The sequence below is a fragment of the Pseudoalteromonas sp. SCSIO 43088 genome, from assembly GCF_023650795.1.
In the GTDB taxonomy this organism is placed as follows: Bacteria; Pseudomonadota; Gammaproteobacteria; order Enterobacterales; family Alteromonadaceae; genus Pseudoalteromonas; species Pseudoalteromonas shioyasakiensis.
Window position 1 is genome coordinate 2,214,234 of sequence record NZ_CP072675.1, and the last position, 19,540, is coordinate 2,233,773.

The following is a 19,540-nucleotide window of genomic DNA, read 5'->3' on the forward strand; positions in this document are numbered from 1 at the left end:
CGTTGATAGCAAGGCAAAAATTTCGTTATTTAGTTGTGCTCGGCAATTGCTCCTGCATTGCTCTACCTTCTGCATCCATGCAGTCGTAAAACAGAAATTTTTAACGCAGATAGCGACAGGTTTAATCCCTCAAAATGATTAAGTATTATTGCGTGTTGGTATCACAGTCACTCGTAGCGCTCACTTCACTTTTAGACCACTTTAGTAAAGCCGTTTTAACACATTGGTAGTCAATCGGCTTGGCAACAAAATCATTCATTCCTGCGGCAAAACATCGTTGCTTATCTCCTTCAAGTACATTGGCCGTTAAGGCAATAATAGGAGTCGCTTTATACTCTGGCATTTCTCTTATGCGTATTGTTGCTTGCGGGCCATCAAGTATAGGCATCTGCATATCCATAAATATAATATCAAAGCAGTTTTGCAGATTATTTTCCCCACTATGTTCCTTACATAGCGCAACAGCCTGCTCGCCATCCCCTGCTATTTTTATTGAGCTTATACCAAACTCATTTAACATAGCTTCGATAACAACCTGATTAATATCATTGTCTTCGACGACCAATACATTTAACGATGAAAAGTCTACTTGTTCCTCTTCATTTTCTTGCCGAGTTTCGGTTTCAAACTCAGAGTGCTCAATAACCTGTGTTGTTTTTAGCTCAAAATAAAAACAAGAACCCTGCCCTAGATCACTTTCTACCTGCAAAGGAGCATTCATCAAAATTAGTAATTTGTTTGAGATAGCAAGGCCGAGCCCTGTACCACCGAAGCGCCTTGTAATTGAGGTATCCGCTTGAGAAAACGCTTCAAATAACTTACCGAGATTTTCTTTTGCGATACCTATTCCTGTATCAATCACACTAAATTTGATGCTCAAATCATCGCCGCCTAGCTCATTAATTTTTACGTTGAGGGTCACACAGCCTTTCTCGGTGAATTTAATTGCATTCCCAATAAGGTTTATCAACACTTGTTTTAGGCGGGCTTCATCAGCAAAGAAAACACAATGTTGATACTCTTCAGCAACAGAAATATTCAACTTAATATGCTTACTTTGGGCTTGCTCTTTAAATAAATGCTGTAACTCATCTAGTAGCGAATTTAAATGTATAGGCACAGACTCTAGCTCAATTTTAGACGCCTCAATCTTACTTATATCTAAAATGTCGTTGATGATTACCAATAATCCTGCCCCTGAAGATTGTATAATATTAAGCATCTTCATTTGTTCATGAGACAAACTGGTACGACTCAACTGCCGCGCCATTCCTAAAATGCCATTCATAGGGGTTCTAATTTCATGGCTCATATTTGCCAAAAATTCTGATTTCACCTTGGTGGTGTGTTCTGCCGTTTTCTTGGCTTGGGTAAGGTCTTGGCTTAACACCCGAAATCTATCTGCCGCAGTTGCAAGCACACCAATTTCATCGTTACGTTTTAAATCATAAATAGGAGCTGATAAATCACCAGCTAAGAAGTATTGAAAACTTGTGGTTAAACGTGTAATTGCACGCGATATATGCAGGTGGAAATAGATTGCAAGCGCGATAATGTAGATAACTACACCAACAGCAAGAAAACGCAGAGTTTGATCTGTTTTTATTACTGTTTCTTGCGCTTCACTTTTAATCTTTTGCAATTTTGCTAGGGATTGCTCTCTTAGTTTATCTGCAAGGGTACTGAACTCTATAGCATCGCCAGCCATAACAACATTAACCAAGCTTAAATAGTTTCGGTTAGCCTGCACGCCTCTCGAAAAAGCCTGTTTATATGTTTTAGCATGTTCACGGTTATTACTTAGATCAGTGTTGGTTTGTGACTGATTTGATAAAATAGCCAGCGCCTTATTAACCGCTGCTCTTTTAGAATAATCTTTTTTGGCAAGAAACAAAGAGGCATCACGATGTAATTCATGCCATACATTGAGATGTTCAGTGATAGCCAATTTGTTTTCATTGGTAGTCGCAGTTAATTTGAGGTTGGTTAATTCATTAATAGCTGCTAAATAGATTTGCGGTAACTCAACGTCAGTGAGCTCTGTTTTTATTTCATAACGCTTGGCAAGCACATCTAGATTTTCACCGTACCGAGAAATCAGCTGTGTCATTGAATTTAAATAAACTTGGCTTTCAAGTTCATCACTTTTCAAATCAACACTTTCTAAACGTGCTTTTATACTTTCAAAGTTCTCTATTATTTTACTAAATACGGTTTTACTACCTGAGAATCCATAAACTGAAATATCACGCTGCATTTCAACAATATCTTTATTTATACGAAGTATACCCACGGCATAATTACTAATGCGGCTTATATCGTTAAAAGATGTTTCAATTCTTTGTAATCGCTTGTTCAGGACAAAATAACTCGCCCCCATTACAAGTAAAACGAGTGTCAATGCCAATAACACTTTGGCTGCTAAAGACCTAGAAAAAATGGTTAGCAATGTAGCTCCTTATGAGTTCAACAACTCATACCATTTATCTAAACTATAATCATAATTCGGCATTACCGTATTCCAGACCGCTATATTCGAAAAACGCTTGATATAGCTTCCTCCATCACGAGCTTGACCCGCTAGAACAGATATTTTGCCGTCTGTTCCGCGTAAATCCATGGATGCTTCTTGCCCTTCATACCAATATTGCCATTCTGCTTTTGACATAAGAGGCTGACTCCGCTCAGGATTAGAAATGTAATAACCTTGTCTTGCGATAAATGCGCCTGGATAGCCAGAAAGCCACCAATTCATGTATTCATAAGCAGCATCTTTAACATGTCCCTGTGCATTAGCTGATAAGCACATAACCCCGTGCCAAGCACGATAACCTTCTTTGGGTGAAGCATAAACAACCGGGATACCTTGCCCTTTGCAGGCACTGACTCCGGGCGAAAACATACTTTGAATAGTGACGCGTTTCATTTTCATAAAGTCGACCGACTGCGGTACCGAAGTCCAAAAGCCAGCAAAATGACCTTGCCTTTTCTTTTGCAGTAAAATTGCAAATAGCTGGTCAATTTCGCTAATACTCATATTGCCCATATCTTTAAACTTCATCAGCCCCTGCGCTTCGGCAGCCAGAGCAGAATCAAAAATACCGATTGTTGGCGCATTAACAAGCGCAACCTTACCTTTATTCTTTTCATCGAGTAACCAAGACCAAGACTCAGTTTGATAAGGAATCCCCTTTTCTATGAACTGAGTGTTGTAACCAAACGAGTCGACATTATGCACGTAAGGCAAGAAACTAATTGCATCGCTTGGTGTAGTCGCAAGCGTTCCATCTGCTTGCACGTAAAGAAGTTTGTTGGGTGAGTCACCAGCGCCTAACTTGGCTTCAGGCACAATTTTACCTGTTTTAGAGAGTGGATTGATTTCATGCCAATAGGTTAACCGCTCAGTTTCTATAGGTTGAATGGCACCTGCTTGCCAAAGAATATTAATTGAATCTGACCATTGCTCGTATAAGTCAAAACTACTTGGGTCTGATGCTGCCTTTTGCAACACCGCAGCACTGCCCATTGGGGTAAATTCAATATTAATACCCAGCTCAAGCATGGCTTTTTGTCTGAGCTCTTCTTGTAAAGTTACGTGGGTCCCCATAACCCTAATTGTGGGAGTATTCTTAGCGAATACATAGGGAGCTTTAAAGGCAACTGTTGATGCTATGGCACCAACACCTAATGTTTTTAAAAAGTCTCGGCGGTTATCTGAGTAGCCCATTTAGTATTTCCAACATATTAAACCCGTTAAAAGTATAGGTTAAATTTGAAAATTGCCTAAAATAACTACTCATTTACCCAGCAATGATTTTTCTAAGCCGAGTATTCACAAACTACAATTATTTAGATTAAAAAATGCTCTTTAGCTGTCACAATTGCTTGCTCAATAGCCGTATTTTTAACAGGCTTTGAAACAAATAAATCCATTCCAGCTCGTTTGCAAGCTGCTTTATCATCTGCAGAAGTATTTGCTGTTAAAGCAATAATATAAGTTGTATCAGTTGGGCAAATTTGCTCATCTCTTAAAATACGTGTTGCTTCAATGCCATCCATTTCTGGCATTACGCAATCCATAAAAATCAGATTGTATTTGTTTTGCTTGCATTTATTTATCGCATCAATACCATCGCAGGCATAATCGGCCGTTAAGCCTAACTTTTCTAGGTGTGCTTTTAACACAAAGCGGTTAATTTGGTTGTCATCAACAACCAGTATCGATAAAGGTAAGGCTGAAAAGTCGATATCAGAGGCATGCAGCGTATCATGTGATTGTGGCTGTCCTAGTTTTAGAGGTAATTGAATATCAAAACAACTGCCTTTTTGGAATTCGCTACTGACCTTTATTATGCCTCCCATATAATCGATAAGTTCCTTCACTATTGCAAGGCCAAGCCCTGTACCCCCCTTTTTTCGGTCCTTATTTAGCTCTTGGGTAAATGGTGAAAAAAGTGACTTCATAAAGGTTTCCGTCATGCCTATACCCGTATCAGAAACTTGCAAATTCAAGATGACATCGTCATTTTGAACTCTAGCAGATACGTATAACTTAATAGTGCCTTGCTCAGTAAACTTTAATGCATTACTCAATAAATTAGACGCAATTTGGGTGAGTCGGGTGTTATCACAGTAAGTCCAACATTCTTCACTAATATCAATTTCGACGTCAAAATAAAGATTCTTTTCTTGATATAAAGGTAAATATAACGACGCTAAATCAACAAAAATTGTTTTTAATAAAAAGTGACTAGGCTCTAATTTCAGTTCACCATGATTTATTTTAGAAAAGTCGAGCACTTCGTTAATTATATTTAACAAAATATCTGCACTTCGTAATGCAACTTTGAGTTTTTCTTCTCGTTTTTGCTCTGACTTTTCATAGAGTAAAGTCGTTAGCATGCCTGTAATGCCATTTAACGGCGTGCGCAGTTCATGGCTAATCTTAGCCAGCAAGATACTTCGGTCTTCAAGAGTTCGCACAGCATCCGCTTTTTGCTTTTTAAGCTCCTCACGAAGTAGCACCTCTTTCGTTACATCTTGAAAAGTACCTATTAAACGAACACATTGCCCGTTTTCAAATTCCGCTTCGCCATAGGTTGAAACCCATACAGGATTCCCTTTCGCTGTAATAAGCTGAATTTCAATATTCCAATCTTTACCATGCTCAATTGCTTCTTGGACTACTTGTTGTATTGCATCACGACTTTCACCTTCTTTATAAAATTCAATAGCCGTTTCAAGGTTTGGAGAATAATCTGAAGGGACTTCATGGATTGCTTTAGTTTGTTTACTCCAGTAGAGCTTATTTTCTAGCAAGTCGAGTTCCCAAGACCCTATACGAGCAACTTCTTCGACTTGCGCGAGCATATAGTTCTTTTTAACTAATCTCTCAGATGAGGCATTACGTGCTAATTCGTTACCTAACCATTGAGCAAATAACTCTACATAATCGTGAGACTCTTCACTAAAAGGTTTTGATACTTTAGGCGCTGAGAAGTTAACTGTGCCGAAAACATTTTTGCCAACAAAAATAGGTGCGCCAATGTAAGATTCTAGTTGAAAGTTTACATAACAAGGGTGCTGTGCAATCCGACTATTTGAGGCATGATGAAATGAAAGCGCTTTATTAGCTTCTAAAGTGTGAGCACAATAGGTACCTTCCAGATCGAATTGCGTACCAACCGGGATTGCATTATCAGGCGCCACCACATGAATGACCGTATAGAGCTTGTCATCAACTTGACTCACAATCGCAAATTCGAGATCAAATACCTCTAAACCAAATTCTAGTAACTTGATTACTTTGTCGGAAAAATCAATTTCTTGATTAGATACTATATCGTGGAATTGGCGCAGAAAGTTCAACCTAGCTCCCTAGTTATTCGAATTTTATTTGGCTCTAAAGAAGCATACCAAGAATTTCAAATAACAACAGCAGTAATCATAATTTAAGATTGAATTTGTATTATTAGTAATGATTTTCACCTATTAAAAAAGCCCCTTAAAAAGGGGCTTTTATTAGCTATTTTAGTGTCTGTTTACTCGCCTTCTATAAACGAAAGGTAACAGAGCAATTAGAAAGACAAAAACGCCACCGCTACTAGATTCAGCTTTATCACCATTACTACTAGTAGTTACATTTTTGACAGTTACATCTATTGATTGTTCTGCAGTTCCCTCTCCGTCAGAAACTGCTACTTTGAATTTAAGCAATGAATCCTCAGAAACAGTTGGAGATTTAAATTTTAACGTTTGAGAATTCGATTGAAGAATATCAGCTTGAAGACCTTGTGTTTGGATCCAATTGTAAGTTAACGGCTGTGATTCTTTATCTGTCGCAGAAACAGTAATCACACCTTCTACATTCTCATTAACTGTATAACTATTAGCAAGTTCAATTGTTGGCAATTGGTTTACATGCAAGAATAAAACAGATTGCTCATGAACAAATTCCTCATAGCCATCGTTAATGGTTAAAGAAATTGTTCCCTGCTTCGACTCTAAAAGCTCAGACACTTTCAAGATTGCTATACTTTCATTCTGGTTTTCGATAGTAACTTCGGGTATTGATACAGACCAGTTATACGTTAACTCATCTGCATCGCTATCTGATGTTCCTGACGCATCTAAAACGAAGGTATGCAGCTCGTCTATTGTCTCAGGAATAATAAGAGATAATGTTGGTGCGCTATTAAGACTTTCTTGTGCCAGTTTAGCGACAACCTCAACAAAACCATTTTTCTCGCCGTCTAAGTCAAATTCACTACCATCCACAACCGTAAAGGCTGAACAATTACTGCACTCAGAACTAAAGTCGCTGCTTGCAATTATCTCTACCGATTTCCAACCACTTAAAGTTAGTACGCGTGCTTGTAACTCATCACTCAATAGAGAGTTTTCAAGTATTGGTAAAGCAAGGTCTACTGATTCTGTGCGCTGAGCAAGCTCTACATTGATGTTTATCAAATCACTTTTCAATTGGAAATGAGGATCTTCAACGTCCATATCCGTGAAGGCATCAAGCAACATCTCTTCAGAGATATTCATGTTTTCTATGAAATTATCACTTTGAGTGCGAATAACATCACCCGCGCTAATAACATGATAATCATTGTTCGTAAAAACATATGCTCCTGAAGCTAGAACTCCTTTCGAAGTGTTAGAAGAACTATCTAAGAAATCAACAATCCCATCACCATCGCTATCGCCTATCCACTCTGTACTATCAGGAATATTGTCACCATCTGTGTCCGCAGTTTCATTATCAAAGGTAACATTATCAATTAGTGACACAGTCTCAGTTTTCGTCATAACTGACTCACCATCTTTTAAGATGTCATAATTAAAGGTAATCTCTCCTTGCCAGTCATCTGCAAAATTAAAATCACCTCTCCATATAATTGAGTCATACGTATACACATAAACTTCATTTATGACTTGGTCATCAGATAATAATGTCATTTTAAGCTCTAAATCTTCATAATTTGAGAAGCCATACGCTTGTATTTCAACATGAGTACCATACCCTTTGACCAAACTCGCCATTCGCTTACCATTTTGTTTATAAGTGGCCGTGATACTGCGCGGTGCATCTTCATCTAAATGAATTATTTCAGATTTATTAAACTCTTCTGTGTAACCGCCGTCATATACTTCAAGCTCAATTGAATCAACTAACGAGTCAAGCATATTTCCTAATACTACATTTTTAGTCCCTTCATAGCTGTAGTCACTAATAGATTGAATATAATTGCCAGCAATCAAATTCAAACCAAAGTTATCATATAACGGTTTACCTCTCACATTAAGCGCAACAACGGGCAGAGCATCCCGATAAACATAGGTATAGGGTTGAATATCAATACGTGGATTTATATGCAGGTTAATAGTTCCAGCTGTAGTATTACCAGCATTATCGCTTGCCGTAATATCTAAAGAGTAACGTCCAGACTCAAATGCTATATCAATGTCTGATTCAATAGTTATTTCATTTATGCCTGATACTGCATCATAAACAACTGATCGGCTTAACAACTCCTCGAACAATTGCTCTTCTGTAAATCCACCATTCATAGCTACAGCATAGTCTTGAATGATAGGAGGGGTCGTATCAGTGACAAAGAATGTTTGCACAGCTCTTGCACTATTCCCTGCAATGTCTTCAGCTACCCAAGTTATTTGATTCTCGCCATAAACAAGCGTTCTAGACGAAGGGTATACATCGACAGCAACTCTATTGTTATCTGTTACCTCAGGATAAAGGCTTCTAGAAATGTATGTGTTTTCATAAATCCCTTCTATTGTCACAGGTGACAAATCTGAGAATACTGGCGGTAAATTTTCTCCTAAATTAGGATCATCTGGATGACTATCCTCACTATCAACCACACCATCTGAATCTGTATCTTCAACTGTTGGGTTAGAACCTATTTCAAATTCAGTTAAGTTAGCCAAACCATCTCTGTCTAAATCTTGACTTGCATCGAATGAGTCAAGAACATTCAGACCAAATTGATACTCCCAGAAATCAGCCATGCCGTCACTGTCGGTATCTAAACTAGTATCAACCTCTGAAGTCCACACAACTCTATCAATGAAAAATGAGTCGTAACGGTAAAAATCAGCACCATCTAGATTAAATTTAATTGTATTGAAGCCACTAGCTATAGGAATTAATAGTCGAGATTTTTCGTACTGAATTTCAATATCTTCATTATTAACTTGAACTTGTAAAAGCCTATATTTATTAATGTTGTAGTCAACAGTGATAAAGCCCTGCTCAAACAAACCAGCAATAGCAAAGCCTGCATTCACTTGTGTATAAGTTTCGCCACTAAAGTTAGGGTTAAAAGAAAGGCTATTCACTCCGTTAGAAGACCAACTATCACTTGAAATCCAGTCAACATTATTTGTTGCTAACACCGTGAAGCGGTTTGGTAACCCACCAGTTTCAAAGCTTTCGAAAAGGTTATTTATTGCTGAAGGCGTTGAAGCGTATTCTGTTGGCGAGCTTTGCGCATAATATTCTTGTACGTCTGTAAAACCATCTTCATCTCGATCAGAACCAGTAGCATTTGCGTTAATCGGTGAGGTCATAAGTACATTTACTTCGTAACCGTCAGGAAGTTCATCCCCATCACTATCCGAATGCCTAGGATCTGTCCCAAGAGCATACTCTTGCAGAGCAGTTAGTTCGTCATTATCGTAGTCAGAAGAAGCATCATTAGCATCAGTTAAATTAAGCCCATTTTCAACTTCCCAAAAATCTGGCAGGCCATCACTATCAGTATCAACATCGCTCGTATTAGGAATAAATTTAAAATTATCTAACCAAACAGCATCCTCTTCAGTAGAGATTGATCCATCTTTTGTATATGAGAACTCAATAACGTTAACACCTTCAGGGATTTTAACAGTTACCGACCCTTCTTTTGTTCCAGCAATCGACTTATTGTCACTATTTGAACCATTAATTTTTAGAACGAAAGAGTCGCAACATTCTTCAGACTCTATTTTATAGTCAAATATAAGGTATGCCTCCACGAAGACACCTGTAGTACTGAATGAGCTCATTTGACTATCTGAGATTTTACCAGAGCGAATGCTTTGCGAACCATCGGTAGCAAAACTATTATCAATGTACCAATCAGCATTGTTCTCTGATGAATGATTAAACCATTGAGGAAGTTGAGAATCTTCAAATGAACTAGTTAGATTCAATTGCTCTGGAAATGAATCTGCATCTTGTGGGTCTGTTTGTAACTGAAACTCGGTGTAGTTACTAAATCCATCATTATCACTATCAAGCATTGCATCTGTAGAGTCTGTTAAATTTAGACCATGCTCATATTCCCAGCCGTCTGGAATTTGGTCTCCATCTGTATCAAGGTTATTAGGATCGCCCTGATTTAAAAACTCATTAAGATTACTCAAACCGTCATTATCATTATCTAATGATGCATCATCTGGATTCGAAGGATCTAAGCCGTGCGCAACTTCCCAAGAATCTGGTATCGAATCACCGTCAGTATCAGCAAATTCATTACTGATGAAAATGTTATCAATGAAGACTGAATCTAAGCCTGATGATACAGAACTATCTTTTATGTAAGCGAATTTAAGTGTATTTAAGCCTGTAGGAATGACTTGCTCGAAAGAGCGCCAATCGGTAATACCTGAATCAATTACAACTAATTGCTCGTTTAGATACACATATAAATGATCAAAATCAGCTTCTGTAGATAATTTATAAACGAAGCTGAGGTACTTAGTCTGGTCTGTTACAAAGCTGTATTCAAAGCTCGTTGTTTGATTATCATCGATATCATTGTTAGTTAGAGAAAAGTTGTAGCTTTCATCTATTTGATATGTTTCCCATGGCATTGAGGGGTCTGTAAAATCAAAGCTTTCAGGAACAAGATTATCATTAAAATTAATAGCGATTGTTTCAGGAATTGAAGGCGTAGAATCTGCATCACTTGGGTCTGAGCCTAGTAAAAATTCAATTAGGTTTGTGAAGCTATCATTGTCTAAGTCACTCTCTGCATCTGCACTATCTAGAGGATCTAATGCGAAATTGACTTCCCAACCATCAGTCATTTTGTCGTTATCAGAATCAGGATTAGTTAAGCTTGTTTGATACTCATGATGTTCTTGATAATCAGTTAGGCTATCGCCATCAGTATCAGAATTATTTGGCAATGAATTTAATCTGTATTCTTCTAAGTTGGTCAATCCATCATCATCAAGATCACCTGCTGCATCTGTAGGGTCTGATGAGTCCAGTGAATATAACAACTCCCAATTGTCATCCATTCCATCGTTATCATTATCAATGAATTGGATGTTATTACATACAACACCTACCGTATTGAATGCATCGACAACATCATTTGTTTTATAGCCTAAATCAATGGCACTGTTGATTGCGCCACATGCTCCATCAATAAAGTCAGTTGAATTTACCCAATAATTTTGGTTTGCGTAAAGCATAATTTGAAAAGCTTTACGTGGGTCCCACTCTGGCTTATTTGCTAGTAAATAAAATGCTCTATTAAACACACCACTGCTGTAATGAACATCAATACCAGAATAAAACTCAGATGCATGGTCTATTGAAATACCATCATTAGACGGGGTTTCAAAATAACGCAATGCTGCTCTATTTTTTGTAATATCAGCACCTGTCAACCAATCTGTAGAACCTCTGACAAAGTATTCAGCGGTTTCACCAGCCATGTCTGAAAATGACTCGTTAATTCCTCCAGATTGGTCGTAATAAAATAAGTTGGAATTTTGCTCTGTAACACCATGACTCACTTCATGAGATACAATATCTAAAGATACTAGCGGGTAAAAACTATCGGCACCATCACCAAAACTCATCGCAGAGCCGTTCCATGTTGCGTTCTCCCAACCATCACCTTGGTGAACACGTAGCAATAACTTAAAGGTCAGTGGTGCCGTGTTATACCATTGCTCATACATATCAAACACCGAGGTTCCAAATGCATGTGCATCATTTAAAGGCGAATAGGCACCATTAACCTCTTTGTGAGTATTTCGATCACACGGAAATGAAAACGCAGATGAGGGTTCACTGCCTGACTCCATCGAAACAGTTTTTACTTTATCATTTTCTAGAAAGCATGTTTCTCCTACTTGAGAAACAGCAAATGCTGGATAATCTTCGCCATATTCATAACGGCCAACTTTCTCATTACCACCTGGCCCCATCGCCTGTGTGTGCTTGATATTATTCCACGCTTTATACACTTCATAAGTTTTTTCATTGATGATAGCTGAAGGCTTTGACTCATGTTCAGCATTCAAAATTTCAAGCTCAATTAAATATGCGTAATGAGCTTGATCGTTTTTAACATAAATGTAACGCTCTGATTTTAAGAGCTTATAAGAAGAATCTAGTGACAGTTTAGAAGCTTTAAGCACAGCTAAAACTGCAGCTTCTAAATCAAATTGACTGTTTGCTCTTAATTGTAATTTTGCATCATCTATATCGGTCGCAAAAAAGCCACTCATATGCTGTGACTTATCTTGAATACGAACTTGCTGCCCCCAGATAGGAACCCCAGAATAATATTGCTGTAGAATTTTGTTTGATGAATTTTTTCTTAGTACACCATTAGAGTTATGGTGAGGCAAAATAACCTCTTCAAAATAAGAACCTTTTGTTTGATTTTTTTGAAGAGACTGATTTGTTAATAGCAGGTTTTGAAGTTGTGGCTTGTTAGAGGGACTTACCCTTTCTACTGTTGCAGCTTGAAGAGAGTATGCGCTGAACATACTAAAAACTGCAGCACCTGCAATTAATCCCTTATGCATAATAGTTCCTTAAATACTTTATTTACTTATTATCGGAACTAAAATACCAAAAATAAACACAATCTGCACCAATTTGTTAAGCCCACATTAATTATTTAACTAAAATTTCGAGTTCATATTTTAAAACCCAAACTGGAAAAACACCCAATATCAGTTAATACTTTATAACTAACAACTTAATTGGTCCCCCCTACTCACCCTATGTCGCTGAGAGCTAAATTTATCCTTCTACTTTCCACTATTTTTTTAGTGGTGGTAGCCAATACCTTCATTATCTATGTATTAGATAAGCAAGGTCAGGCTAAGCTTGAGGCGGTGATCCATACTCATGATGTTCTCGATGAATCTGAAAAGCTCTACTATCAAATAACGAACGCAGAAACTGGGCAACGTGGTTATTTATTAACTCAAGACCTCAACTATTTAGAACCCTACTACACAGCACTTGAACAAGTTAAACAACATTTTTTGACTATCAATAAGCTAACGCTAAATAACCCCGAACAACAAGACACTCTTACTGAAATTGATGAGCTGATCGACAAAAAATTAGCAGAGTTAACATTAACTGTCACACTTGTAATGCAAGGCACGCCATATGCCCTCGAAGAAGCTAAAGCGATTGTGTTAACGAATGAGGGTAAAAAGTATATGGACCAGATCCGCGAGCATATTTTACTGTTTCAAAATACTGAGCTTGCCAAGTTAGAACAGCAAAATGCTGACTACCAAAAAAACAGACTATTTATAACTCACTTCGTAACTTTGCAAATACCATTAATGCTCATCTTGTTAGTTTTTTGCGCTTTTTATATCAATGCAAAGCTTTTTAAACCTCTAAAGTTATTAATTCAAAACACTGATCAACTAGAAAAAGGCGAAAAACCAAAAACGTTGACGATTAGTAGCTATGATGAAATTGGCTATGTGTTAAAACGCTTTGCACGCATGAGTGACATCGTTTATGAACGAACGAGTAAGTTAAATTTTCAAGCTAGTCATGATCATCTAACAGGCGTTTTAAATCGCACAGAGTTAAAGCCAGCATTGAAGCAAGCCATTACTACTTGCTCTGAAGACAATAAACTGGCTGTTATATTTATAGATATAAATAAATTTAAACAACTCAATGATGAATACGGCCATTTAATTGGTGACCAAGTTCTTATTGAAACCGCAAAACGGATTACGTCATCAGTTAGAGCCGATGATGATGTGTATCGTTATGGGGGAGATGAATTCGTCATAATTACACATAATATCACTAAATACAGACACATTAATGCCATGATCACGCATCTATTGGCACGTTTTGATAACCCATTTGTACTTGAACAGCTCACATTAAATATTTCATTAAGTATTGGTGTAGCCCTTGCTCCAGATCACGGCCTAGATCACCAAGAATTGCTGAGATTAGCTGACCAAGCAATGTACCACGCTAAACATGAGTTAAAAAATAGCTATCATATTTACAACAACCACAATCAAGAAGACTAATCTAAATTACTGCTTTATACGTATATATTTGCAAAAATCACCATCACTATGTATAAAAAATACACACATATATTAATTAAGGCAGCACTATGCATATTTTATTAACAGGTGGAACAGGCCTCATTGGTAGACATTTGTGCCCTTTTTTATTGAATCACCACAAGGTTACTGTGCTAACACGCAACCCTATTCAAGCCGCGGTCATACTGACTCATCAAGTACACACTGTTAAATCACTCGATGAAGTTAACTTTGAAGAGGTTGACGCTGTCATTAATCTAGCTGGAGAGCCAATCGTCAACAAGCGCTGGAGCGAGTCGCAAAAACGCACTTTGCTGAATAGCCGGATCAATCTTACTTTACAGATATCTAAAGCAATTAGTCGCTGTGAATCTCCGCCTCATACCTTTATTTCTGGCAGTGCGATTGGCTTTTATGGCCGACAAGAAAACCAGCCAATTGATGAAAACTTTAATGATATTTATCCTGAATTTAGCCATGTTCTTTGCCGTGATTGGGAGCATGCAGCGACGAAAGCACAATCTGACCAAACTCGAGTATGCCTACTTCGTACAGGTATCGTATTAGCTAAGCAAGGTGGTGCTTTAGGTAAAATGCTGCCTGCTTTTAAATTTGGCTTGGGTGGACCAGTAGGCCATGGTCAACAAGGAATGTCGTGGATCCATATTGACGACATGATCCAACTCATCCTTTTTGTGCTTTCACATCAAGAGATACACGGGCCTGTCAATGCCACTGCGCCAAACCCTGTTGATAATAATGAATTTAGTCAAACACTCGCGAGTGTGATTTCGCGACCTGCCATGCTACGTATGCCCAGCTGGGTATTAAAGTTGATGATGGGAGAGATGTCTGATCTTCTGCTTCATGGTCAATTTGTACTACCCAATAAACTACTTAGTCATAATTACCGCTTTCATTACCCAACATTGAAACCAGCATTAGAAAGTCTTAAATTATAGTTGCAATGTACTGGTTGCTAATACTTAACTAATACATAATAATTAAATAGATTTTAGTCGAGTGATTCTTCAGGGAAAGCCATGATGCATTTACCCACCATAATTAGCATTTCAATTTTATTGAATGTGATTATTGGGTCGTTCTTATTGTCTTTGTATTTTTTAAGACAACAATCAAGTTATTTATATTGGGGTAGCTCGTGTCTAATATTTGTATGCGCACAAATCGCAGCTTCCCTGCGTGTTTTTATCGACTTCCCTCTAATTACACATTATCTAGCTGATTTATTTATAATTTCAGCACCTTTAGCAGCCATACTAGGTATTCACGCTTACAGTCAATCAGACAAAAAATGTCGAAATACATGTGCGTATGTGTTAGTTGCAGCTGCAGTAATATTACTCCTTGCTTTTGATTCACCATTTAGCCAATTAATCACAACAGCCATAATTGCAGCATGTTTTAGCTATGCTGCTTTCGCGCTGAGGAAATTGCATGTTAAGCGCATCATGCATTTAGTATTACTCAAGTTATGTTTCGTCATTCACGCTTTGATTATGGTGACCCAGTTTTCACTACTACTTAGTGATTACCTAGGTTTGTTGCAAACAGACTTGAAACAAGTATTAGCTGTTATTCTCATAAGCCATATTGTTATTACCACACTAACCGCCATGATCTGGCCATTAATGATGTTCTTAGAGCATGAGCAGGTACTGAGTGACCTTGCTAATCGTGATTCGCTAACCGGTTTATTGAATCGTCGAGCGTTTATTAGCGTTAGTAACAATTATTTAGAACAAGCAAACAACAACCTAACAAAACTTTGCGCTTTGATGATAGATATCGATTTCTTCAAAAGAGTTAATGATCAGCATGGCCATGAAACGGGTGATGAAGCACTTAAGTGGGTTGCTAAAAAGATTAAAAGCCAGCTACGTGAGCACGATTTAGTGGCTAGGATTGGCGGTGAAGAGTTTGCAGTGATACTACCCAATACTAGCCAAGCTCAAGGAGAAATCTTATCAGAGCGAATTCGTTTAGCCATTCATAATGATAGCTTTGTGCACAATCACCATGAAATAAACCTGTCTATCAGTATCGGTATCATCACCCATAAGTCGGGCACCAATAATGTTAACGAGTTACTGGCAGAAGCCGACAAAGGCTTATACAAAGCAAAATTAAATGGCCGTAATCAGGTTGTGACCATGGCATTTTAACGCAACAACTTATTAGTTTAATTTAAACTCTCATTTAGCCGGCTTAGCTCATTGGTCACCCACTGTTTATCTAAGCATTGCTCTAAGTTCAGTTGGGCAAATTTTAAAAAGTTGCGCGCCGCATGTGATAAATGGCGATCAGTGCGCACCACAAAATACCAATGGCTGGCCAAATTCACATCTTCAACATTTAGCATGCAAAAACTCGTATCGTGAGGTGGCAATACATGGCGCGAAACCACCCCCAGCCCCATTCCTGAGCCAACAGCAACACGAATAGCCTCGTTACTCGCCATTTGCACTGTGTTGCTTAGGACAAAACCTCGGCTTTGTAGCTCGCTTTCAAATAGCATTCGCGTAGCTGAACCTGGCTCGCGAAGTAAAAAACGTTCACTCACTAAGTCATGTAAAGTTACATGGCTTTTAATCGCAAGCTTATGGTTATTTGCCGCAATAAATACCAAAGGATTTTGTAAAAACCGGCCCGCTTTTGCGTGTTCTAAAGAAGGGGGGTGACTAAATACATAAATATCGTCTTCGCCTCTTTCAAACCGGGCAAGCACCTCAGCACGATTGCCAATCTCGAATGGCAACTCAACATGCGGATGTAAATTACTGTACGGTCCAAGTAATTTAGGCAAAATATATTGTGCCGTGTTAACCATGGGGCGTTGTTTCCTAAAAGTTTGAACTATCTTGCCAGCCTGTGATCAGATCATCTATATCCTACTAGCCTGTGCAACAACAATGAGCAAAATCACAAACTGGTCTCACTATAATCAAGCCCTCGTTAACCGCGGTAATATTCGCTTCTGGTTTGACGAAAAAGCAACGCGTCATTGGTATAACGAATGTACTCACGGTGGGCGTGGCCGCTCTAATCATTTCTCTGATCTTGCTATTGAAACTTGCTTAACACTCAAAGCTGTCTTTGGCTTATCGTTCAGGGCACTTCAAGGGTTCACACAATCGGTATTATCTTTGATGAAGCTTCCGCTTGAAGCCCCAACCTACAGTTGTCTGTGTAAGCGCAGTGCTGAGTTGAATATTAAATTTCGCAGTAAAGTCCGCACCACTGGATTTGTAGATATTGTAGTTGATAGCACAGGACTTAAGGTGTTTGGCGAAGGTGAATGGCATGCACAGAAGCACCACGTAAAGGCAAGAAAAAAGTGGCGAAAACTGCACCTTGCGGTGGATGCCAACACGCATGATATTGTGGGGGCGCAAATGACGCTCAGTAACGTCACCGACGGCGAGACCCTCCAAGATTTGATAAGACCATTACGTCGGCGTATAGATAGAGTGAGCGCTGATGGTGCTTATGATAGCCGCCGCTGCTATGCAGAAATAACTGAAAAAGGCGCGATACCTGTTATCCCGCCGAGAGAGAATGCACGCCTGTGGACTGATAAGCATCCACGCAATGAGGCTGTCATGTTGTGCAATAAGTTAGGAATCACACAATGGAAAAAGCTCAGTGGATATCATGTTCGCTCATTAGCAGAAACAGCGATGTACCGTTTTAAACAGTTGATGGGGGCTAAGCTAAATGCGCGTGATTACAATCGCCAACTGGTTGAAGCGATGATCAAAGTGAAGGCGCTAAATAAGATCAACACCCTTGGTCTGCCTAAATATCAGTAAGTTAAGTGAATTTGTTAGAGAGTTGCATTTGATCAACAAGGCCTAACCATGGCTATTTTACAGCGCCCGCGCTCCCCGCCTCTAAGCTCAGCTAAATAATCTTGATAATCATCAAAATGACCAAACACCTGCTGACAAGTCTGAAACAACGCAAACCCCGCTTCTGTAACATGAATACGCTGCTGATTAACCATCACTAATGGCTCATTCACTGTTTCTTGCAAGCGTTTAATTTGTTGTGAAACCGTTGGTTGCGTTAAGTGTAACTGTCTTGCTGTTTCACTGATAGAGCGCGTTTTTACCACACACATAAACACTTCTAGTACTTCATCACACAAGTTCTGACTAGTTGAGGGCACCATAGGACCTCTGAAGTTTTTCACGAGCTAACTCAACATTAAACATCCAGTTTATACTTGTTCTTTCTTTATTCCGGATCCATTCCCAGGCCGCGAGTTCTGTCTTTAGTTCTTCCATGCTTGCTATACGTCTATCTAAACATTGCTTATTCATATTACCAATTTCTATCTCGACCATATTTAGCCAACTCGCGTGTTTTGGTGTGTAATGTAATTCTAGTTTATTTAAAATCCGCCGTGCTTCCTGTGGAGAAAATGCTTTATATAACGCTCCTTCTGTATGAGTTGATAAGTTATCTAACACAACTTTTACTTTGTTCGCATGTGGATAATGAAGATCAACTAAATCCCTCATACAATTAGCAAAGTCAATTTTCGTCTTTCTTTCTGTTGCTTTAACATGCCGCCACCCTCGATGGCGATCGAAGAATACAAATAAGTTGGCCACACCTACACGTTTATATTCATAATCTAACCGCTTAGTCTGCCCCGGCTTCATTGGTTGTGCCGGTCGAGTATCATCTACAAGTTGTTTCATCGCCTCATCAAAGTTAATTATGGGGTTTAACTCATCTGCTGGCTCAGCATACAACTCGAGCACATGTTCCATCCGCGCGATATATTCAGCATCCATTGTCGCCACACACCACATCTTTTTTTGCCATGGCTTTAGTGCATTCTCTTTAAGGCGCCTCCGTATTGTTTCATACGAGATACTATCTAAATCGGTTAACGTAACTAATCGCTCTCCAAGTAAAGATAATGTCCATCTAGCGTGACCTGTTGGTGGCTTAGTGCAAGCTGTGGCGATTAACGTTGCTTCATCTTTCGCAGAAGTTTTTCTCATTGCACCACTTCGTGCACCTTCATTCAAAGCTGCCGCTAGATTTTCTTCAACAAACTGGCGTTTGACTCGAAATACGGTGGAAGAGCTCACTTGAACTGCTTCACATATTTGCTCTGTTGTATATCTACAACGGTCAGCTTTTAACAAAATAGCAGCCCGCTTGTACTTTCGAACATTGACCATGCCTTTTTTGCAATAGTCTATTAATTCTTGTTTTTCTTCTTCTGATAATTCAACAATATACTTTCGGTTCATAACAATATTAAGTAAGTTTATATGAGTTAAAGGATCGTTGATTAGGGTAAAAGTTCATTATGAATAAAGAAGAGTCGCCACTGTTTACAGCAAAGCAAGGTCAGTATTTAGCATTTATTTATTACTACACAAAAGTGAATGGGATTGCGCCTGCTGAAAGTGATTTTGAGCGCTACTTTGGAACCGCATCTTCAAGTGTTCATTCAATGATTTCAGTTCTTAAGAAGAAGAAATTTATAACATCAGTTACTGGAAAAAGCAGGAGTATTGAATTATTGATTGAAAAAGATCAGTTACCTGAATTTAAGTAGGGGCAACTGATCAAAATATATGTGAAAGAGTACTAGTAAGCGAAAAGAAATATGTCTTAAGTCCATAAA

The 19,540-nt window shown here is 38.5% G+C and carries 10 protein-coding genes and 2 pseudogenes; 5 read left to right on the forward strand and 7 right to left on the reverse strand.

The features are described 5' to 3' along the window. Window positions 1-145: 145 nt before the first annotated feature. The 4 genes from J8Z28_RS10275 to J8Z28_RS10290 form a co-directional block, all read right to left on the reverse strand. Window positions 146-2,449: a hybrid sensor histidine kinase/response regulator gene (locus J8Z28_RS10275; RefSeq protein ID WP_250659368.1), complete on the reverse strand. Its 2,304-nt coding sequence runs from the start codon at window positions 2,447-2,449 to the stop codon at window positions 146-148. A gap of 9 nt (window positions 2,450-2,458) precedes the next feature. Then, a complete protein-coding gene (locus tag J8Z28_RS10280) occupies window positions 2,459-3,727 on the reverse strand; it encodes an ABC transporter substrate-binding protein (RefSeq protein ID WP_055020827.1) in 1,269 nt (422 codons plus the stop codon). A 122-nt stretch (window positions 3,728-3,849) separates the two neighbouring features. Then, window positions 3,850-5,868 (reverse strand): hybrid sensor histidine kinase/response regulator, encoded by a 2,019-nt coding sequence (locus J8Z28_RS10285; protein WP_054561669.1) that lies wholly within the window; start codon window positions 5,866-5,868, stop codon window positions 3,850-3,852. A gap of 162 nt (window positions 5,869-6,030) precedes the next feature. After that, window positions 6,031-12,345, reverse strand: coding sequence for a M4 family metallopeptidase (locus J8Z28_RS10290; protein WP_250659369.1), 6,315 nt, complete (start codon window positions 12,343-12,345; stop codon window positions 6,031-6,033). A gap of 249 nt (window positions 12,346-12,594) precedes the next feature. Here J8Z28_RS10290 and J8Z28_RS10295 point away from each other — a divergent pair, with 249 nt between their 5' ends. The 3 genes from J8Z28_RS10295 to J8Z28_RS10305 all read left to right on the forward strand — a co-directional run bounded on the left by J8Z28_RS10295 (window position 12,595) and on the right by J8Z28_RS10305 (window position 16,052). Next, window positions 12,595-13,845 (forward strand): diguanylate cyclase domain-containing protein, encoded by a 1,251-nt coding sequence (locus J8Z28_RS10295; protein ID WP_250659370.1) that lies wholly within the window; start codon window positions 12,595-12,597, stop codon window positions 13,843-13,845. Between the two features lie 89 nt (window positions 13,846-13,934). Further along, window positions 13,935-14,828 (forward strand): TIGR01777 family oxidoreductase, encoded by an 894-nt coding sequence (locus tag J8Z28_RS10300; RefSeq protein ID WP_250659371.1) that lies wholly within the window; start codon window positions 13,935-13,937, stop codon window positions 14,826-14,828. An 81-nt stretch (window positions 14,829-14,909) separates the two neighbouring features. After that, entirely contained in the window at window positions 14,910-16,052 is a 1,143-nt protein-coding gene (locus J8Z28_RS10305; protein WP_250659372.1) for a GGDEF domain-containing protein, read from the forward strand. Window positions 16,053-16,069: 17 nt separating this feature from the next. Here the strand turns inward: J8Z28_RS10305 and J8Z28_RS10310 are convergent. Next, window positions 16,070-16,717: pseudogene (locus J8Z28_RS10310) on the reverse strand (LysR substrate-binding domain-containing protein); the annotation flags it as partial. 82 nt (window positions 16,718-16,799) lie between these two features. Here J8Z28_RS10310 and J8Z28_RS10315 point away from each other — a divergent pair. After that, entirely contained in the window at window positions 16,800-17,699 is a 900-nt protein-coding gene (locus tag J8Z28_RS10315; RefSeq protein WP_250659373.1) for an IS5 family transposase, read from the forward strand. A gap of 44 nt (window positions 17,700-17,743) precedes the next feature. Here the strand turns inward: J8Z28_RS10315 and J8Z28_RS10320 are convergent. Beyond that, a pseudogene (locus J8Z28_RS10320) lies at window positions 17,744-18,010 on the reverse strand (LysR family transcriptional regulator); the annotation flags it as partial. 34 nt (window positions 18,011-18,044) lie between these two features. Next, window positions 18,045-19,160, reverse strand: coding sequence for an IS630 family transposase (locus J8Z28_RS10325; RefSeq protein ID WP_250659374.1), 1,116 nt, complete (start codon window positions 19,158-19,160; stop codon window positions 18,045-18,047). A gap of 59 nt (window positions 19,161-19,219) precedes the next feature. On the opposite strand from J8Z28_RS10325, the gene J8Z28_RS10330 reads away from it, so the two are divergent. Further along, the gene (locus J8Z28_RS10330) at window positions 19,220-19,471 is read left to right on the forward strand and encodes a LexA family protein (RefSeq protein WP_175081208.1); all 252 of its coding nucleotides are present in this window, start codon (window positions 19,220-19,222) and stop codon (window positions 19,469-19,471) included. Window positions 19,472-19,540: the final 69 nt, after the last annotated feature.